We start from the raw sequence: 17,687 nt of genomic DNA on the forward strand, positions 1-17,687 counted from the left end.
GGACGGCCGGGGGTCCTGCGGTGCGCGCGGGGACCCGGACGAACGGGACGGCCGGGTCGCGGGCCGGCCGGGCAGTCGCACCATGTGCCCATGTCTACACTGCCCGGCGCCGTCAGGCGAGACCGTTGCGCGCGACGACCGCCGCCGATCGGACCCTGCCCCGCCGTTCACCGCCCGGGTGCCCGGCGCCGGGCGGCGAGCAGCAGCGCCACGTCGTCCGGGCGGTCGGTGGCGTGCCGCGCGACGGCGGTGAGCCGGTCGGCCACCCCGGCCAGGGACCGCCCGCCCCGGCGCCCCGCCGTCCCGCCCGCCCGGGCCAGCGCCAGCCGCAGCGCGGCGATCCCGTCGTCGATGTCGGCGCCGGGCCGCTCCACCAGCCCGTCCGTGTACAGCGCGAGGATCGCGTCCGGCTCCAGCAGCAGCTCGGTCACCGGGTAGCGGGCCTGCGGATCCACTCCGAGGACCACCCCGCCCGGGATGTCCAGCCGCCGGGCACGGCCGTCGGGGGCGCGCAGCAGCGGCGGCGGATGCCCCGCCCGCGCGACCCGCGCCCGCCCGGTGGCCGGGTCGAGACGCAAGTAGCAGCAGCTGGCGAACTGGCCCGGGTCGAGGTCGATCAGCAGATGGTTCGTCCCGCTCAGCACCTCGTCCGGCGGCCGGTCGCCCAGCGCGAACGCGCGGACCGCGCTGCGCAACTGGCCCATGGTGGCCGCCGCCTGCACCCCGTGCCCCTGCACATCGCCGATCACCAGCGCGAGCCCGTCCCCCGCCTCGACCACGTCGTACCAGTCGCCGCCCACGTCCATGCCCTGCGTGCCCGGCAGATAGCGGCCCGCGGTCTCCACCCGCGGGTGCGTCGACAGCCGGCGCGGCAGCAGCGCCTGCTGCAGGCCCCGGGCGAGGGCCGCCTCGCTGTCGTAGCGCTGTGCCCGCTCCATCGCGTGCGCGATCAGCCCGGCGAGCGCGGTGAGGACCGCACGTTCCTCCTGGCTGAAGCTGCGCGACCGGTCGAAGCCGAGGATGCAGGAGCCGACCGGCCGGCCGGAGGCGATCAGCGGCAGGAACGCGCGCGCACCCTCGTCCGCGTCCAGCGGGATGCCCGGGTAGGAGGCCGCGATCTGCTGCATCGACTCGAAGAACAGCGGCCGGCCCGTGGTCAGGGTCTCCACCCCCGGCACCCGGGCGTCCAGGCCGATCCCCTCGAACGAAGCGAGGAACCCGTGCGGGAATCCGCTCTCCCAGGCCAGGTACAGATGCCGTTCCTGGAGCAGGTAGATCGCCAGGTGCCGGCCGCCGAACGCGGGCAGCAGCTCCCGCATGACCACCGCCGACACCTGCCGCGCGGTCACCGCGTCCGTCAGCGCGATGGCCAGCGCGATCGGCCGGTACACCTGCCCCAGCGAGGCGTCGCCCGGGTGCGGCTCCTCCGGCAGATGCGTCTCGGGCAGCGGTTCGAACGGGGTGTCCATGCGGCTGGCCGGGAGAAGCGTGCAGGTCAGCAGGTCCTCGCCGGGATGCACCGACACGGCGAGCCAGTCGCCGTCGCCGGCCGGACCACCCTCCGCGCGGCCGGCCGACGGCCGCAGCACATGGAAGTGCACCGGCTCCGGGGACAGATGCGCGCCGCGCAGATGGTCGTCGTACGGCGGCCCGCCCAGCCACGGCATCGCCTCCCACAGCTCGCGCCCGAGCAGCGACTCCCGCTCGTGGCCCGTGAGCCGTGCCGCGGCCGGATTGGCGTACACGATCACACCCAGCCGGTCCACGCAGAACACGCCCTGCGGCAGCAGGTCGGCCGCGCCGTCCGCGGCGGCGGCCGGACCGGGGTCGAACACCAGCCCGCCCACGGTCCGCCGGGTCCAGTCGTCCGCCGGCCACAGGTCCAGCAGCCGCGCCGTGCCGTCCCGCGCCCGCAGGCTCAGCGGCGCGCCCGGCGGCTTCCCGGCGGCGGTGTCGCGCAGCGCCGCGCGGATCAGGTGCGCGTCGGCCGGGGCCACGGCGTCCGCGAGCGCCGCTTCCGTCCCCGCGAACTCACCCGGGCGCAGACCGAGGAGCGTGTGCAGGCGGTCGTCCGCGCGGACCGAACAGGTCACCGGATCCCAGGTGAAGCGTCCCACGGCGGGCCGAGGGGGCCGGGCCGCGGGCGGCCGTACGCACAGCGGCTCCCCGTCCCACAGGACGGCGTTCGCGTCCCCGTCGGCCAGGGCGACCAGCTCGGCGCCGAGCCCCTCCGCCAGCCGCGCGAGCAGCTCCCAGTCCAGCAGCTCGCCCACCGTGTCCGCCACCGCGGGCCGCAGCACCGTCAGCACGCCCAGCGGCTCGGACCCGCCCGGCACCGGCACGTGCACCGAGCCGAAGGGGAAGGGCAGACCCGCCGCGAACTGCGGATACCGGCGCACCGTCTCGGCGGCGTTCGCCAGCACCACGGGCACCCCGAGCCGGTAGGCGTCGGACACGGGGAAGGGGCGGCCCACGTGCAGCCGCCACCAGGGCCGGAACAGCGGACCGGGCAGACCGGCGAGCACCGCGAGGTGCAGCAGACCCGGAGTGCACGACCGCAGGTACACGCCCGCCACGCGGCCGCCGGCCGCGCCGAGCGCTCCGGTCGAGACCTCGGCGAGGAGCGCGGCCAGCCGGACCCGCGCACGGACCACCTGCTCCCCACTCCCAGCCATCGGCCCTACCTCGTCCCGTGCGCCTCCGGGAGGATCACACAGCAAGGATGCGCCCGGAGACGTGCGGAACGCACCTGGGCGGGAGGGGCGAGATGAGGCGGGTGTGCGGGTCGCGGTGTGCGGGTCGCGGTGTGCGGGTCGCCCCCGCCTGGGCCCGGCTGGTCCGGCTCGGCACGGACGCACCGCTCCCGCTTCGGTGAACCGTCCTCGTGGACGCCGCGTTCGCACTAACACCAGTGCCTCACCCGAGTGGCAGGGCCACGGGCCCGCTCCTAGTAATGGAGGGTGTAAGGCCGCCGGCCGCACGCGGGAGGCGCAGCCGCGGCCGCACCCTTCTCCTGGAGCCGAGATGACCACCACTTCGTCTTCCCGTTCCGACGACTCGCCCATACCGACGGCGCCGGTCACCTCCGGTGGCCGCATTCCGTCCCTCCATGTGCTGACCCGGCCCGCACCGCTGCTGAACCGGATCGCCGGGGCACAGGTGGGAGGGGTGCAGGTCGGTGAGGCGCGGCTCGCCGGGGCGGAGGTGAGCGAGGCACAGCTCGCCGAGGCTCCGGTCGCCATGGCACAGACCGCCGAGTCCGGGACCGGTGAGTCCGGGACCTCCGAGTCCGCGACCTCCGAGCCCGGGACCGGTGAGTCCGGCACCGGCGAATCCCGGACCGCCGAGGCGCAGGCCTCCGGAGCGCCATGGCAGGACCCCGGCCGCCAGTACGCCGACCCGCTCCACGGCCTCGTCCACGCGGCCGTCGCCGGCCGCCCGCTGGAGGACGTCGTCCGGCTCATCACGTTGCTGGAGCGCTCGCCGGAACACGCCCGGACCACCGCCGACGCACTGCGCGCCGCCGCCGTCGACCGGTCCGTGGAGGACGTCACCCGTCTGGTGACCCTGCTCACCGAGCCGCCCCGGGACACCGACTGCGCCGACGAGGCGATCCGCGCCGCCGCCGAGCGCCGTTCCGTCGAGGACGTGTCCCGGCTGATGCAGCTCCTGCACCGCACTCCCGTGGAACCCCGCGTCGCGGCGGAGGCCGTGCGGGCGGCCGCCGTCAACCGCCCCCTGGAGGAACTCGCCGAGCTGATCGACCGCATGGCCGCCGAGCGGGCCCGCTGCCTGGGCCCGCTGACCGACCCGGTGGCCGGTCCGGTGGCCCCCGCGCCCGCCGGACCGGCAGCCGATCCCGGCATCCCCTGCGCCGAGCCGGCCGGCGCGCACGACGGACTCGCGACGGAAGGACCTGCGACGGACGGACCCGCGACGGGCGGGCCCGTGACCCACGGACCCGCGCAGGACGGACCCGCAGAGAACGGACCCGCCCGGGACCGGCCCGCGAAGGCCCGGCCGTCCGAGCCCCGACCCGCCGAGACCGGTCCCGACAAGGGCCGGCCCGGCACCCGGCGTGCCAAGAACCGGGCGGCCAAGGCCCGTTCGGCGGAGAACCCCGCGAAGGACGGCCGCACCTGCGCACCGGCCCCGTTGTGGGGCGCCCGGGGTGCCGCGCTGCTGGTGGCCCTGTGCGGGGTGGCCCACGCCCCGCGCTACTGGACCAGCCCGCCGCGCGGCGTCCTCGGTGCCACGGTCGTCGCCTCGGCACTCTGCCTGCTGCTGGCCCTCGCCCTGCCCGCCCGGGCGGCCTGGGCCCGGATCGCCGTGGCGACGGTGGCCTTCGGCGCCACCGGGATACTGAGCGTGGATCAGCTGCTCGGCGGCCGGTTCGGGCTCCCGGACCCGTCCTACCTGCTGCTGGACGCGACGCTCGCCCCGCCCTCGGTCGCGGGAGTGGTGGCCGGGCTGGCCGCGGTGGCGGCGCTGGGGGTGCTGTCGGGCGCGGTGAGCGCGGTGAAGGTCTCGGTGCGTCGCCGGGTGGCGGGCCGGGCCGGCGGGGGTGCGGGCGGTGCGTCGCGGGGTTCCGTTCCGGCGGTGGGGTCCGCGGGGCGCGGTACGGGGTGAGCGTGTGGCGTCGGCCCTGCGCCGGCTCGCGGGTGTGGTGGGGCTGGGTGTCGTCGGGCGCGGTGACCGCGGTGGAGGTCTCGGTGCGTCGTCGGGCCGAGGTCAGGTCGGCGGGGCGCCGGACGGGCGAGGGCCGTTACCGGCTGGTGGGGTCCGGCCGGGTGCCCTGGTGAACTCGGCTCGCACCGCTCCATGGTGCAGCACGGGGCGGTCGTTCAGGGCTCGTTCGGCCCGGGCGGCACCGGGCGCGCGGCGCGCAGGCTGCGCAGTGCGAGGAGCAGGACTGCGATGTCGTCCAGGTAGACCGGGTCGGGCAGCAGATCGGTGGGCAGCAGCAGATAAGCGACCGCGCCCCAGAACACCCAGCGCGGGCCGGTCGGCAGACCGGCCCGCCGCAGCGTGCGCCGGGCGCGCACCAGCCGTACCAGCAGGCCGACGGCCACGGCGAGCAGCGCCGCCGCGACGACGGCACCGATCACCAGCAGGGTCGTGGTGGAATCCATCCGGCCTCCTTCTCCGGCGGCGGGGCGAGGACTACGACGTCCGGTCCGCGCCCTCGGCCCCGTCCGTGCCGCCGCCGTCGCCCTCGTCGCGGTCCGCCGGCGTGTGTGAGGCCTTGTTCCCCGGCGCGTCCGCCGCCATACCCCCCGGCGTGTCCGCCGCGTCCGTCACGGCGCCCGCGGCGAGGGGCGGCGTGCCCTCGGGGGAGGACGCCGGGTGGCGCTGCCCCCGGGCGGTCAGCTTCAGCCGTTCGAACATCCCCGTCAGCTGCTGCAGCGCGGCGGGCGTACGGGAGGCGGGCCGTTGCTGCGGCAGGACGGGCGCGGGCACGTCACGGTAGGCGGCCAGGGCGGTCAGGGCCTCCTCGGCGGCCTGCTTGTACAGGTCCCGGGACTTCGTCATCGCCTCCAGGGCCTCGGCGTACATGGCGACGAGCCGCCGTTCGCGCTCCAGCTCCTCCTGAGGGGTCATCAGGGTCCAGTTCTCGCGCAGATCCGCCAGCGCCTCCTCGGCGGCGTGCGGCAGCGGCCGGGGGAGGGCGACGAAGTGCCTCAGGGCGGCGACCAGTTCGGCCGGTGCGGAGCCGTTCAGGAAGACGCTGCGCACGCTGTGCTCCCGGCCGTCGTAGTCCTCGGGCGCCGGGTCCGGGGGCAGCAGGACGGCGCCGCCGCGCGGCACCTCCACCCCGAGGTCCTTCAGCGCCCAGTTGACGGCACGGAACTGGTGCGGGGCGGCCCGGTGCTCCACCACGCGGTGCCTCAGACCGGGCGGCAGCAGCCCGGCCAGCGGCAGTCGGCCCTGCGCGTCCGGGGTCATCGCCTCGTGCACGACGACATGCACGCACCAGGCCTCGCGGGCCGCGTCCCGCAGCCGGCGCCGCATCTCCTTGTCGTCGGCGGGCAGCGCGTTGACCTGCCGGAACCGCAGGCCGGCGACGGTGGCGTGGTGGTCCCAGGCGCCGTCGTCACCCTCGCTGGACGTGTCCTCGGGCCAGAACAGGGTCGCGGGCGAGGGCCACGCCTCGTCCCACGGCCGCTCCGCCTCCGCGACGAGCCGCCACTCGTGCTCCCGCGGCCGGCCCGGCCGCGACAGAAGTGTCAGCCGGGCCCGCACGGTCACCGTGCCGCCGGCCCGCCAGCGCGCCTCGAAGGTCCGTCGGGTTTCCTCCTGCCGCCCTTCCTGCTCGGGCTGCTCGTCCTGCGGTGCGGGCGGTTCGGCGAAGTCGTCGACGTCCCCGTTCTGCTTGTGCCGTTTCAGGGTCCGGCGGACGACCTCCTCGGGGGCGGGACCGGTGTGACGGCCGCGGGCCGCCCAGAGAGTCTGCGGGATGGTGGCGTGGTCGCTGGCGGAGTTCGACATGAGCCAATCTGCTGATGGGGGCGGGTGCGCCTCCCAGTATCACCGCTGGGCCGGGCGATGTGTCGGCCGGGGCACGCCGCCGCGCGTCGCCGGTGGGTGTGCGCCCGGCGCGCGGGGTGTGTTCCGGGCGCCCGCGGTGTGCCGGAAACGCGTCCGGCGACCGTCTCTCACCCGTGGTCCGGCCCCGGCGCGGCGCCCACAATGGTCCGGCGAACGGGGTCCGCCCGTCCATCCGCTCAGGGGCGGACCCCGTTCTGTCAGCGCCCCTGTGCACGTCTCCGCGACTGTGTGCGTCCCTGCGCCCCACCGAGACCGACCGCGACCCACCGACTGCGCCCCACCGCGCGATATATATCGGCAGCCGAGATATCATGCTCGCATGACAGCGAAGAGCATGACCCGCCCGGCGTTCTTCGTCCTCACCGCACTCGCCGACCAGCCGCGGCACGGCTACGGCATACTGCGCGAGGTCGAGGAACTCTCCGACGGCGAGGTGCAGTTGAGGGTCGGCACGCTGTACGGCGTGCTGGACCGGCTCACCGCGGACGGCCTGATCGTCCTGGACCGCGAAGAGGTCCAGCAGGGCCGGCTGCGGCGCTACTACCGGCTCACCGACGACGGTGTGGCCGCGCTCGACACGGAGGCCGAGCGGATGGCCGCCGGCGCCGGTGCCGCCAAGCGGCGCATCGCCGAGGGCCGCCGGGCCACGGCCTCCGGCGCCCCGGCCGGTCTCGAACCCCCCACCGCACCCGGACTCGCGGGAGGCTGCGCATGACCACACTGCTGGAGGTCCGCTACCGCGCCGTCCTGCGCCTGCTCCCCGCCTACTACCGGCGCGAGAGGGAGGAGGAGATGGTCGAGACGTATCTGGAGGACCTCGACCGCGACACCCAGGACGAGAGTCGGCCCACGCTCGGCGAGGTGGCGAGCATCGCGGCCCTGGCGGTGCGCAGCCGTCTCGGCGCCGCCGGGGCGCCCCGCCCGTACGTGCTGCTCGGCTCGGGCGTCCGTCTCTTCGCCCTGGCCGCCGTCCTGCTGCAGGCGGCATCGGCGGTCGTCGAGCCGGTCCTCCAGCTGACCTGGTCCTTCACCCGGGGTGGTGCGCAACGGCGGTTGTTCCTGGCGGAGTTCACCGACCACGGGCTCCTCACCGGCGTGGTCACGGCCGCCCAGCTGGTCGTGCCGCTGGGCTGGACGGCCGCCTACTTCGCCCTCCTGCACGACCGGCGCCGCCTGGCCCGGACCTGTGCCCTGGTGGCCGCGGTGCCCAGCCTCTGGCCGCTGCTGGGCCCGCTGACGGGCGCGATCCTGCCCTCGATGCCGGGGTTCGCCGTCACCTTCGCGCTCCTGGCCTGGCTGCCGGCCCTCGCGCTGTGCGCCGCCCACCACCGGGACGCACCCGCGGCCCGACTGCCCGCCGGCTCACCGGGGCAGGTGTTCCTGGCGACCTGCGTGCTGATGGGCGCGTCGCAGGTGCTGCTGCCGGCCGCCGCCGACCTGGTGTGGGCGCCCGCGAACTGCTTCGTCGTCGGCGCGCTCGGCTGGCTGCTGTGGAGCGGCCGCCGCACCGACCGGGGCGTGCCGGGCGGTGCCCTCGCCCTCGCCGGGCTCGGCCTGCTGCTCCTGGCCGTGCGCGTCGCCGCCCTGTACCCGTGGCTCCGGGTGCCCGGGGCCGGCGGGTACGTCGGCGGCGGCCTCGGTCAGACGGCGGCGCTCGCCCTGCTGACCGTGGTCCTGGCGGTCGCCGGGCGCAGGGAGGTCGCGGCGCGCTGATCCGTACGGCCGTCGCGCACCGACGCGAAGGGGCCGGCGCCTCGGCGCCGGCCCCGTACGGCCTGGGGGAAGGCGGGAACCTACGCCCCGCTCTCCCGCAGCATGTCCTCGCGCTCGACGAGCTTCACGCGCTCGCGGCCCTGCGGCTCGCCCAGCGCCCGCTCGGCCGCGTCCAGCTTGTACCAGCCCTCCCAGGTGGTGAAGCGGACGCTGCGCTCGGCGAGGAACGCGTCCACCGCTTCGGGGGCCGGCGAGGCGGGCGTGTGCAGCCGGCCGTTCGCGTAGTCGTCCAGCAGGTGGGAGACGGTCTCGTTGGCGTCGCCCTTGGTGTGGCCGATCAGGCCGATGGGGCCGCGCCGGATCCAGCCGGTGACGTACGTGGACTGCAGATGGCCGCCGCCCTCCTCGATCACCCGGCCGCCCTCGTCCGGGACGGTGCCGGACTCGAGGTCCCAGGGCAGCTTGGGCAGCTTCTCGGAGAGGTAGCCGACCGCGCGGTAGACGGCGGTGACGTCCCAGTCCTTGAACTCGCCGGTGCCCTTGACGTTGCCGGTGCCGTCCAGGGCGGTGCGCTCGGTGCGCAGGCCGACGACCTCGCCGTCCTCGCCGAGGATCTCCGTGGGGGACTCGAAGAAGTGCAGGAACAGCTTGTGCGGGCGGTCACCGACGTCACGGATCGCCCAGTTCTCCAGGGTCTTGGCGACCATGTCGGCCTGCTTGTTGCCGCGCCGGGTCTCGATCGAACCCGCGTCGTAGTCGATGTCCTCGGGGTCGACGATGACCTCGATGTTCGGCGAGTGGTCCAGCTCCCGCAGCTCCATCGGGCTGAACTTCGCCTGCGCCGGGCCACGGCGGCCGAACACGTGGATCTCCACGGCCTTGTTGGCCTTCAGGCCGTCGTGGACGTTCGGCGGGATCTCCGTCGGCAGCAGCTCGTCCGCCGTCTTGGCGAGGATGCGGGCCACGTCGAGCGCGACGTTGCCGACGCCCAGCACGGCGACCTTCTCGGCCTCCAGCGGCCAGGTGCGCGGCACGTCCGGGTGACCGTCGTACCAGGAGACGAAGTCGGCGGCGCCGTAGGAGCCGTTCAGGTCGATGCCGGGTATGGGGAGTTCACGGTCGGCCGTCGCACCCGTGGAGAAGATCACCGCGTCGTAGAAGGCACGCAGGTCGTCCAGGCTGATGTCGGTCGGGTAGTCGACGTTGCCGAACAGGCGGATCTGCGGCTTGTCGAGCACCTGGTGCAGGGCGGTGATGATGCCCTTGATGCGCGGGTGGTCCGGCGCGACGCCGTACCGGATCAGGCCGAACGGGGCGGGCATCCGCTCGAAGAGGTCGATGGAGACGCCGGGGTCGGCGGCCACCTGGGACTTGAGCAGGGCGTCGGCGGCGTAGATCCCGGCGGGGCCGGCTCCGACGATGGCTACCCGCAGCGGGCGCGGCATGATCAGGTTCCCTTCGAGTGAACGGGTGACTCGATCGGGAAGCCTAAACTAAGGCAGACCTAAGTTGGTACGCGGGTCCGCTCTATGACCTCATAAGCCCATCTTATGACTTCCCCAGGGGTGCCTTATGACGCTCGGGGTGACCGGGTCCGGCCCGCTGTGTCAGGCGGGCCGCACGATGCGGTGGATCGCCGCCTCTCCGGCGCCGTAGATCGACTCCTCGCGGATCGACGCCCCCGGGCCCGGCGCGTGCACCATCATGCCGTCGCCGACGTGGAGTCCGACGTGCCGGTCGTCGTCGAAGAAGAGGACCAGATCACCGGGTTCCAGTCCGGCGAGCGTGACCGGACCGCCGGCGAGCGCCTGCTGGTGCGCGTTGCGCGGCAGGGTGACCCCCGCGGCCTTCCAGGCGGCCTGGGTGAGGCTGGAGCAGTCGTAGGAGTCCGGTCCGGTGGCACCCCAGACGCACGGCTTCCCGACCTGCGCCCGGGCGAACGCGATGGCCCTGGCGGCCCGTTGGGCGCGCGGGGAGACGGGGGCGGGCGCGGGGAGCGGGAGAAGGGCCGCGTCGGCGGCGGGGGCCGCGGCGACGTGGGGGAGGGGGCCGGTGTCGACGGAGGCGCCCAGGTGGGGAAGCGGGCCCGTGTCGGTGACGGCCCCGGGGACGGTGGCTGGATAGGAGTAGGCCGAGCTGTAGTCCGGCGTGGGCGTGGCGGTGGTGGTCGGGTACGAGAATGTGGGCAGTGCCCCGGTGTCCGTAGCGGGCGTGGCGGTGGTGCCCGGGTACGGCGGGAGCGTGCCGGTGTCCGTCATGCGTGCGGTGGCGGCCGGTTGCGCGTAGGTCGACCCGTAGTCCGCGGGCGCGGGCGTGGGTGTGGGCGTGGCGGGGGTGGTGGTCGGGTACGTGAATGTGGGCAGTGCCCCGGTGTCCGTAGCGGGCATCGCAGTTGTGCTCGGATACGGCGGGAGCGAGCCGGTGTCCGTGATCGATGCTGCGGTGATCTCGGCGACGGCGGCGGCGGGTTGGGCGGTGTGCCGGGAGAGCAGGTCCCGGGCGGCCGTCAGCTTGCGGCGGTTGCTCGTCTTGGAGTCGGCCGGAGAGGGGCGGCCGGGTGCGGCTGCGCCGGGCAGTGCCCTGGGCCGTCGGGCCGGGATGCCCTGGGCCGGAAGGACGGCCGTCTCGGCGGGGCCGAGGGCGGCCAGGGTCGTCGCGCCCGGCGTCAAGGTTTCCGGCGCCCCCGGGGCGCCCCCTCGCGTCGCGGCACGGCCGGGCAACGCCGGTGCTGTGGAGGGCAGTTCGGGGAGGGCGGACCGCCCGCTGTCCAGTGCTGCCACCGCCCGTTGCGCCGGACCCGCCGGCAGCTCGGGCAGCGCGCGCTCCGGGGCCCGCTCCAGGGCCCGGGCCGGCAGCGCCGTACCCGGCGCCTCCCGCTCACCGGCCGGAAGGCCGCCCCTCCCGCGGTCGCGCGAGCGCCCGGCCGACGCGGGGCCGGGGAGCCGGTCGGCCGGGAGCACGGCGGGGACCGTCGGGCCGACCTTGGCGCGCGCCGCGTCGAACCACTGCCGGGTCATCTCGTCGAGCGAGGGATCGGGCCGCCGGCCGGACCGTTTGGCCAGCGGGACGCCCCGTGAACGCGACCCCGCCGCCATGGCCCGGGTCGCGTTGTAGTTCCCGGTCGCGTTCTCGGCCTGGTCGTACAGGGAGTCGATCCGCTGCCGAACCTCGTCGCGGCTCTCCGGCGCCATGGAAGACGTGCTCCTTCCTCGCCCCGCAGGGCAGTTGGGCCGTTCGTCCGGACTCCGTCGCGTGCCGGGCGGCCTCGCGTCAACCTAGCCAACGTGTGTACCTCGTGTGAAGGTTGAGGCGTGGAATGTCCGATACGTATTTGTGATGTTCGCGGTGACGTTCGAAGGGGAAGGGGTGTGGCCCGCGTTCTCCTGTGAGGTCCCGGTGAATTCGTGATTCCGTTGAACACACCGGCGTCGCCCTCCGTATGAAGCCGGGGAGCTCCATGCCCGACCGGCGCACACACCACACAGGGGACGACCTTGGCACGCAACAGGCGCAGACGCCCGACCGGCGCACGACGCGCGACCCTCGCAGCAGTCGCTCTGATGCTCGGCGGAGGTGGGCTCGTCGCGGCGAACGTCTACGCCTCGGCGTCCGAGGGCTGGGGCGACGGCGCCCCCGCGCAGAGCACCGGACACGTCCTGTCCAGCGGTATGGCGACGATCGACTGCCCCGACGTCGGCAGCCGGCTGACGGCCGTGCCGGACGGCGCCCGCGCGGATGTCGACCGTGAACTCGCCCTGCTCGACCGGCAGACGGCGCAGGCCTACCGGCAACTCCAGCAGTCGGGCCGGGCCGCGGGGCAGGACCCCGGTTCCGTGGACGGCACCATCATGGACCCGCTGAAGCAGCAGCGCGCCGCGGCCATCGGGCGGATCGCCGACGCCATCGACCGTGAAGGGGAGCGTCCGCAGGGGCTGGAGGACCTGGCCGCGTGCACCCTGCGGCCCGGCGGCGACGCCACGGCCGGCACCGGTCAGTCCGCCACCGCGGCCCCGACCGGCGCGGCCCCGCAGAACGGCGCGGGCCAGGGCGGCAACGGCCCCGTCGTCTCCGACTACGCGGACATCGCCTCCGTGCAGCCCGACGCGCCCCAGCCGCCCCAGCAGGCCGACGCCTCGCGCGGCACCTTCACCTCCGACTGCGGTGTCAACGCGAACGGCGTGTTCAACTCGGACAACGTCATCGTCGCCCCCGGCGTCTCCAACGGCGCCCACCACGTCCACGACTACGTCGGCAACCAGGGCAACACGGCCTTCGCCAGTGATGACGACCTGGCGCGGGCCGGCACGAGCTGCGCGGACCAGGGGGACAGGTCCTCGTACTACTGGCCGGTGCTGCGCCTGCAGAACGGCAAGCAGGAGCGGGACGCGGGTGCCCCGGGCGGCGGCACGGAGGGCAACGCCGGCCAGATCGTCACGGCCAAGCAGGTCACGCTCACGTTCGTGGGCAACCCGCGCGGCAAGGTCACCGCGATGCCCCGCCTGCTGCGCATCATCACCGGCGACGCCAAGGCCTTCGTCAACGGACCCGGCAACGCCAACGCCTCCTGGAGCTGCACCGGTCACGAGGACCGGCAGCTGAAGGACAAGTACCCGCTGTGCCCGCCGGGCAGCGACGTCGTGCGCACCTTCCGGTTCCAGAACTGCTGGGACGGCCGGAACATCGACAGCGCCAACCACCGCACCCACGTGGCCTTCGCCGCCGCCGACGGCACCTGCCCGGCGGGCTTCGTCGCCATCCCGCAGCTCGTGCAGCGCATCGTCTACGGCGTCGCCGCGCCGAGCATCGAGGACGGCGGCCGTACGGTCCCGCTCTTCGCGGTGGACTCCTTCCCCGAGCAGCTGCACAAGCCCGTCACCGACCACAGCGACTTCATCAACGTCTTCGACGAGGGCCTGATGCGCGAGATGGTCGACTGCATCAACTCCGGCCGCACCTGCGGCTCCGGCGCGGACGGCTCCGGCGCGGACGGTTCCGGCGGTGCGGGATCCGGTACGAGCGCGGCACCCGGCGCGAGTTCCGGACCGGGTGCGACGGCCGCCCCGGGCGACGGCACGACGGCCGGGCCCGGGGCGAGCGCCGGCTCCGCGCCGGCACCGTCGGCCTCCTCGTCCGCCGTGCTGCCGAGGACCGACGCGACCGTCACCCCGAGCCGCACCGCGCATCACCGCACCGCGCCCACCGCGTCACGACGGCCCGCCGGGTCGCGTGCTCCCGCCGAGCGGCAGGAGTCCCGCACGGCGGGGACCGGCAGCAGGGGGAGCGGCGGCGGCACAGGCGAGAACGGTGACGGCACCGGCGCGAAGGGCGGCGGCAGCGGCGAGAACGGCGGCGGCAGCGGCCACGGGACGGACCGGGCCACCCCGAACACGTCGGCCGAGCCCACGTCCGCCCCCGCCTCCGCCCCCGCCTCCGCCCCCGCTTCCGGCGCCACCGCGTCCGCACCGGCTCAGGCCGGCGCCGCCGGATCCGCCCCGCCCGCAGCCGCCCCGGCCCGACCGCAGGGGACCCAGGGCAGTCTCGCGGAGACCGGGGCCCACCTGTGGCCCGCGGCTCTCGGCACGCTGCTCGCCCTGTCGGGCCTGGTCATGCTGCTCCGGGCGAGGCGCCTGCGCCACTGACCGGCCCTCACCGGCACGGCGGCCCACCCCACCGGGTGCGGCCGCCGTCCTGTGTCCGCCTCCGCACCACCCCCGGCCCGGCCTTCGCCCCGGGCCCCCCGGCCCGGCCTTCGCCCCGGACGACGGCCCGGGCCTTCTGCCCCCGGCTCAGGCGAGCTTCAGGGTCTGCTTGGCGAGGTCGTACGCCGGCCGCATCGCCTCGTGCTCCTCGGTGTCCATGCCGCCGAGGTGGACGACGACCGGGCCGTCGGGCGTGCCGACCGCGAAGGCGCTCTCCTTCTTCGTCTCCTCCAGGAGCTTGCTGGTGTAGAGGTATTCCACCTCCACGCCGGTCAGGCCGTCGCCGGTGGTGAAGGAGCGGTACTTCGCCTTGCTGACGTTGTCCTCGGCGGCGACGAACGCGCGCAGCACGCTGCCGGCGTCGCCGTTCCCGGGCTTCGCGGTCCACACGCGCAGGAAGCCGATGTCGCCGGCCGGCTTGGCGTCGATCTCGCAGGCGGCGGTGACCGGCCCCTGGCGCAGGAAGCTGTCGGCGAGGGCACCGCTCAGGTCGCCGTCGGAGCCCTTCGACGCCTTCGACAACTCCGCCTCGGCGTCGACGGCCTCGGCCTTCCAGTGCCGGGCGACGGCGAAGCTGACGGGCAGTTCGCAGGCCGAGCCGCGCGCGCCGATGGTGCCCCCGCTCGCCGCCGCCCCGGCCGTGCCCGACGCGCTCGGACGGTCCTTGGCGTCCGTCCCGGCCGACCCGGCGCACCCGCTCAGTGCCGTGGCGAGCAGCGCCGCCCCTGCCGCCATGCCCGCTGCAGTGCTCCGCACGATCCTCGTCCCCACCTTGACCTGCACCTTCTTCTCCCCTGATCCGGCGGGACACTGTAGCCGAGGGGGCGGGCGACGGCGGAGCGAATAACGGGCGCCGGCTGCTTGCTGACAGCGAGTCAACATTGCCCAACTGTGACCTCCCTGAGGCTACCGCCGGTAACTTACTCGAAAGTAAGGTCCTGGCCAGCCGCTTCGGAGCCCCCTGCCCCACCACCCAGGAGGTCCGCCATGCCCGTACGGACGCGTGTGCCCGCCCTCGCGATCGCCGTCGCCGCCTGCCTCGGCGCGCAGACCGTGGCCGCACTCCCCGCCACCGCCTCGGACACCGCCGTGTCCCGGGGCGTCACCATCCCGGCCTTCTACGACCCGCCGGCCGGCCTGCCCGACGCCGACGGCGCCCTGATCCGCAGCGAGCCCCTGCCGCTCGCCCTGAGCCTGCCCGGCATCGACGGCCCGCTCCCCGGCCGGGCCACCCGGCTGATGTACAAGTCGACCGACTCCACCGGCCGGCCCGTCGCGGTGACCGGCGCCTACATCGAGCCGGCCGCCTCCTGGAAGCACGGCGGACCGCGTCCGCTGGTCGCGCTCGCCCCGGGCACCATGGGCCAGGGCGACCAGTGCGCCGCCTCCCTCGGCCTGGAGCACCCGCTGACCATGGGCGGCCGTACCGTCTCCGTCGGGTACGAGGACCTGGCGATCTACCGGCTGCTCTCCGAGGGGGTGGCGGTCGTCGTCACCGACTACGTCGGGCTGGGCGCCACCGACCGGCTGCACACCTACGTCAACCGGCTCGACGGCGCGCACGCCGTGCTGGACGCCGTCCGCGCCGCGCGCCGGCTGCGGGACGCGTCGGTGACGGCGGCCTCGCCCGTCGGGCTGTACGGCTACAGCCAGGGCGGCGGCGCCACCGCGGCCGCCGCCGAGGCCCAGCCCTCCTACGCCCCCGACATCACCCTGGCCGGCACCTACTCCGGTGCGCCGCCCGCCGATCTGACCGAGGTGACCCGGGGCATCGACGGCACCGACCTGGCCGGCGCCCTCGGCTGGGCCGTGAACGGCTTCCTGCAGTCCGACCCCGCACTGAGACCGATCGCCGACCGCCACCTGAACGCGGCGGGCAAGGCGGCGCTGGCCGACCTGTCCACGATGTGCGTGGGCGACGCCATCCTCGCCTACAACTCCGCGCACAGCACGGCCTGGACGACCGACGGCTCCTCCCTCGCCGACGTCATCGAGGCCGAACCCGCGCTCCGGGACTTCCTCGACCGCCAGCGCATCGGCAGGGAGAGGCCCGCGAGCCCGGTGCGTGTGGCGACCGGCGTCAACGACGACCTCGTACCGCACGCACAGGCCCGCCGGCTGGCCGCCGACTGGTGCGCCGAGGGCGCCGACGTCACCTATGTGCCGGTCGTCGTACCGAAGCTGGGCCGGGCGCTGCTCAACCACTTCGCGCCGCTGCTCACCGACCAGGGCGCCGCCGTCGGCTGGCTGACCGGCCGGCTCGCCGGCCGTCCGGCCCGCCCCACCTGCGGGACGCTGCCCCTGGAACCCTGAACCGGGATCAGCCCGCGTCGCGCCGGCAGTGCAGGAAGAGGTGCGGCTCGGGTACGGCGTCGGGGTGGGCCGGTGTGAACACGGTCCGCCGCTCGTCCAGCACCGTCAGGCCCGCCCCGGACGCCAGCGCGGTGAACGCCTCGGCGGCGAAACTCGTCACGCGCACCTGCTGTCCCATGAAGACCGCCTCGACGTCCTCCACGTCCAACGGCACGGTGGCCAGCACGACGAACCCGCCGGGCCGCACCGCCCGCGCCAGCTTCGCCACGACGCCGGCCTGCTCGGCACGGGTCATCTGCAGCAGCGAGAAGTAGGCGCACGCCCCGTCGAAGGAGCCCTCCTCCAATGGCAGTTCGCGGATGTCGGCGAGCAGGAAGCGGGCCTCGGGCACCTGCCGGGAGGCCAGCTCGACCATCACCGGGGAGACGTCGACGCCCAGCACCTGGTGACCCGCCCCGGCGAGCGTCTGCGCCGTCGGCCGTCCCGTCCCGCTGCCCACGTCCAGCACCCGGCTGCCCGGCGCCAGTCCCTCCAGCAGCCGTGCGAGTGAGGCGTGGTGCGGCTCCGACGCCGCGAACGCCTTCTCGTAGTCCAGCCCCAGCGCGTCGAACGCGGCGGCGGGCGCCCGGTGATCAGCCTCGGCCACGACAGCTCCTCTCGTCCTCCGTGCGGCGTCCTACCCCGCCCCGACGGCCGCGACGCCCCGGGACGCGCTGTTTGCGGGCAGCGGCCCGCACAGGGCAGGGTGCGGGCGTGCCTACCTTGCTGATCGTCCACCACACCCCGTCACCCAACTGCCAGAGCCTGTTCGAAGCCGTGGTCTCCGGTGCGACGGCCCCGGAGATCGAGGGCGTCCGGGTGGTGAGGCGGGCGGCCCTGTCCGCCACCGCCTCCGACGTCCTGGAAGCCGACGGCTATCTGCTCGGCACCCCGGCCAACCTCGGCTACATGTCCGGCGCGCTGAAGCATTTCTTCGACCAGATCTACTACCCCTGCCTGGACCAGACCCGGGGCCGCCCCTTCGGCTACTACGTCCACGGCGGCAACGACGTCACCGGCGCCGTCCGCGCCATCGAGGCCGTCACCACCGGCCTCGGCTGGCGCCGTGCCGCCGCGGCGGTGACCGTCACCGGCGAGCCCGGCAAGGCCGACACCGAGGCATGCTGGGAACTGGGGGCCACGGTGGCGGCGGGGCTCTCGGCGGACGGCTGAACAGCGCGCCGGGAGTCGCCGGCGCGCATCACTCCACTGGCCGAACGGCCCCATGCGGAAGGCATATGCGCCCGCTGGCCCGGGCCCGCCGGGCGCCACGGCACCCGGGCCCGCCCGCTCCCCGGATCACCGGTGGGACGAAGGTGCGGGCGCGGTGGCGCTGGCCGACGATGGGACGGGGTCGCGTCCCGCCGGGGCGCC

At 75.1% G+C, this 17,687-nt stretch carries 14 protein-coding genes; 7 read left to right on the forward strand and 7 right to left on the reverse strand.

The features are described 5' to 3' along the window. Positions 1–167: 167 nt before the first annotated feature. Complete coding sequence (locus tag AB0N17_RS28725; RefSeq protein ID WP_366014426.1) at positions 168–2,675, reverse strand: SpoIIE family protein phosphatase; 2,508 nt, start codon at positions 2,673–2,675, stop codon at positions 168–170. Between the two features lie 349 nt (positions 2,676–3,024). On the opposite strand from AB0N17_RS28725, the gene AB0N17_RS28730 reads away from it, so the two are divergent. Further along, the gene (locus tag AB0N17_RS28730) at positions 3,025–4,629 is read left to right on the forward strand and encodes a hypothetical protein (RefSeq protein WP_366014427.1); all 1,605 of its coding nucleotides are present in this window, start codon (positions 3,025–3,027) and stop codon (positions 4,627–4,629) included. A gap of 2 nt (positions 4,630–4,631) precedes the next feature. Further along, entirely contained in the window at positions 4,632–4,802 is a 171-nt protein-coding gene (locus AB0N17_RS28735; protein ID WP_366014428.1) for a hypothetical protein, read from the forward strand. Between the two features lie 42 nt (positions 4,803–4,844). Here AB0N17_RS28735 and AB0N17_RS28740 read toward each other — a convergent pair whose 3' ends face one another. Continuing rightward, a complete protein-coding gene (locus tag AB0N17_RS28740; RefSeq protein WP_366014429.1) occupies positions 4,845–5,132 on the reverse strand; it encodes a DUF1232 domain-containing protein in 288 nt (95 codons plus the stop codon). A 31-nt stretch (positions 5,133–5,163) separates the two neighbouring features. Next, positions 5,164–6,489, reverse strand: a complete 1,326-nt coding sequence (locus tag AB0N17_RS28745; RefSeq protein WP_366014430.1) for a hypothetical protein — start codon at positions 6,487–6,489, stop codon at positions 5,164–5,166. Positions 6,490–6,883: 394 nt separating this feature from the next. On the opposite strand from AB0N17_RS28745, the gene AB0N17_RS28750 reads away from it, so the two are divergent. After that, on the forward strand, positions 6,884–7,264 hold the full coding sequence (locus AB0N17_RS28750) for a PadR family transcriptional regulator (protein ID WP_366014473.1): 381 nt from the start codon (positions 6,884–6,886) through the stop codon (positions 7,262–7,264). Continuing rightward, entirely contained in the window at positions 7,261–8,262 is a 1,002-nt protein-coding gene (locus AB0N17_RS28755) for a hypothetical protein (protein ID WP_366014431.1), read from the forward strand. The genes AB0N17_RS28750 and AB0N17_RS28755 overlap by 4 nt, the downstream gene beginning before the upstream one ends. An 80-nt stretch (positions 8,263–8,342) precedes the next feature. Here the strand turns inward: AB0N17_RS28755 and AB0N17_RS28760 are convergent, their stop codons facing one another. Next, complete coding sequence (locus AB0N17_RS28760) at positions 8,343–9,707, reverse strand: FAD-dependent oxidoreductase (protein WP_366014432.1); 1,365 nt, start codon at positions 9,705–9,707, stop codon at positions 8,343–8,345. 162 nt (positions 9,708–9,869) lie between these two features. Next, positions 9,870–11,453 carry an NlpC/P60 family protein gene (locus AB0N17_RS28765; protein ID WP_366014433.1) on the reverse strand — a complete coding sequence of 528 codons (1,584 nt, stop codon included), beginning with the start codon at positions 11,451–11,453 and terminating at the stop codon, positions 9,870–9,872. A 369-nt stretch (positions 11,454–11,822) separates the two neighbouring features. Here AB0N17_RS28765 and AB0N17_RS28770 point away from each other — a divergent pair, with 369 nt between their 5' ends. Beyond that, positions 11,823–13,901: a DUF1996 domain-containing protein gene (locus tag AB0N17_RS28770; protein ID WP_366014434.1), complete on the forward strand. Its 2,079-nt coding sequence runs from the start codon at positions 11,823–11,825 to the stop codon at positions 13,899–13,901. Positions 13,902–14,048: 147 nt separating this feature from the next. Here the strand turns inward: AB0N17_RS28770 and AB0N17_RS28775 are convergent, their stop codons facing one another. Further along, entirely contained in the window at positions 14,049–14,696 is a 648-nt protein-coding gene (locus tag AB0N17_RS28775; RefSeq protein ID WP_366014474.1) for a lipoprotein, read from the reverse strand. Positions 14,697–14,948: 252 nt separating this feature from the next. On the opposite strand from AB0N17_RS28775, the gene AB0N17_RS28780 reads away from it, so the two are divergent. Beyond that, the gene (locus tag AB0N17_RS28780; RefSeq protein WP_366014435.1) at positions 14,949–16,274 is read left to right on the forward strand and encodes a lipase family protein; all 1,326 of its coding nucleotides are present in this window, start codon (positions 14,949–14,951) and stop codon (positions 16,272–16,274) included. A gap of 7 nt (positions 16,275–16,281) precedes the next feature. Here AB0N17_RS28780 and AB0N17_RS28785 read toward each other — a convergent pair whose 3' ends face one another. After that, the gene (locus AB0N17_RS28785; RefSeq protein ID WP_366014436.1) at positions 16,282–16,920 is read right to left on the reverse strand and encodes a class I SAM-dependent methyltransferase; all 639 of its coding nucleotides are present in this window, start codon (positions 16,918–16,920) and stop codon (positions 16,282–16,284) included. A gap of 107 nt (positions 16,921–17,027) precedes the next feature. On the opposite strand from AB0N17_RS28785, the gene AB0N17_RS28790 reads away from it, so the two are divergent. Next, a complete protein-coding gene (locus tag AB0N17_RS28790) occupies positions 17,028–17,486 on the forward strand; it encodes an NAD(P)H-dependent oxidoreductase (protein WP_366014437.1) in 459 nt (152 codons plus the stop codon). The last annotated feature ends 201 nt before the right edge of the window (positions 17,487–17,687 follow it).

Source organism: Streptomyces sp. NPDC051133 (assembly GCF_040682635.1).
Taxonomy (GTDB): domain Bacteria; phylum Actinomycetota; class Actinomycetes; order Streptomycetales; family Streptomycetaceae; genus Streptomyces.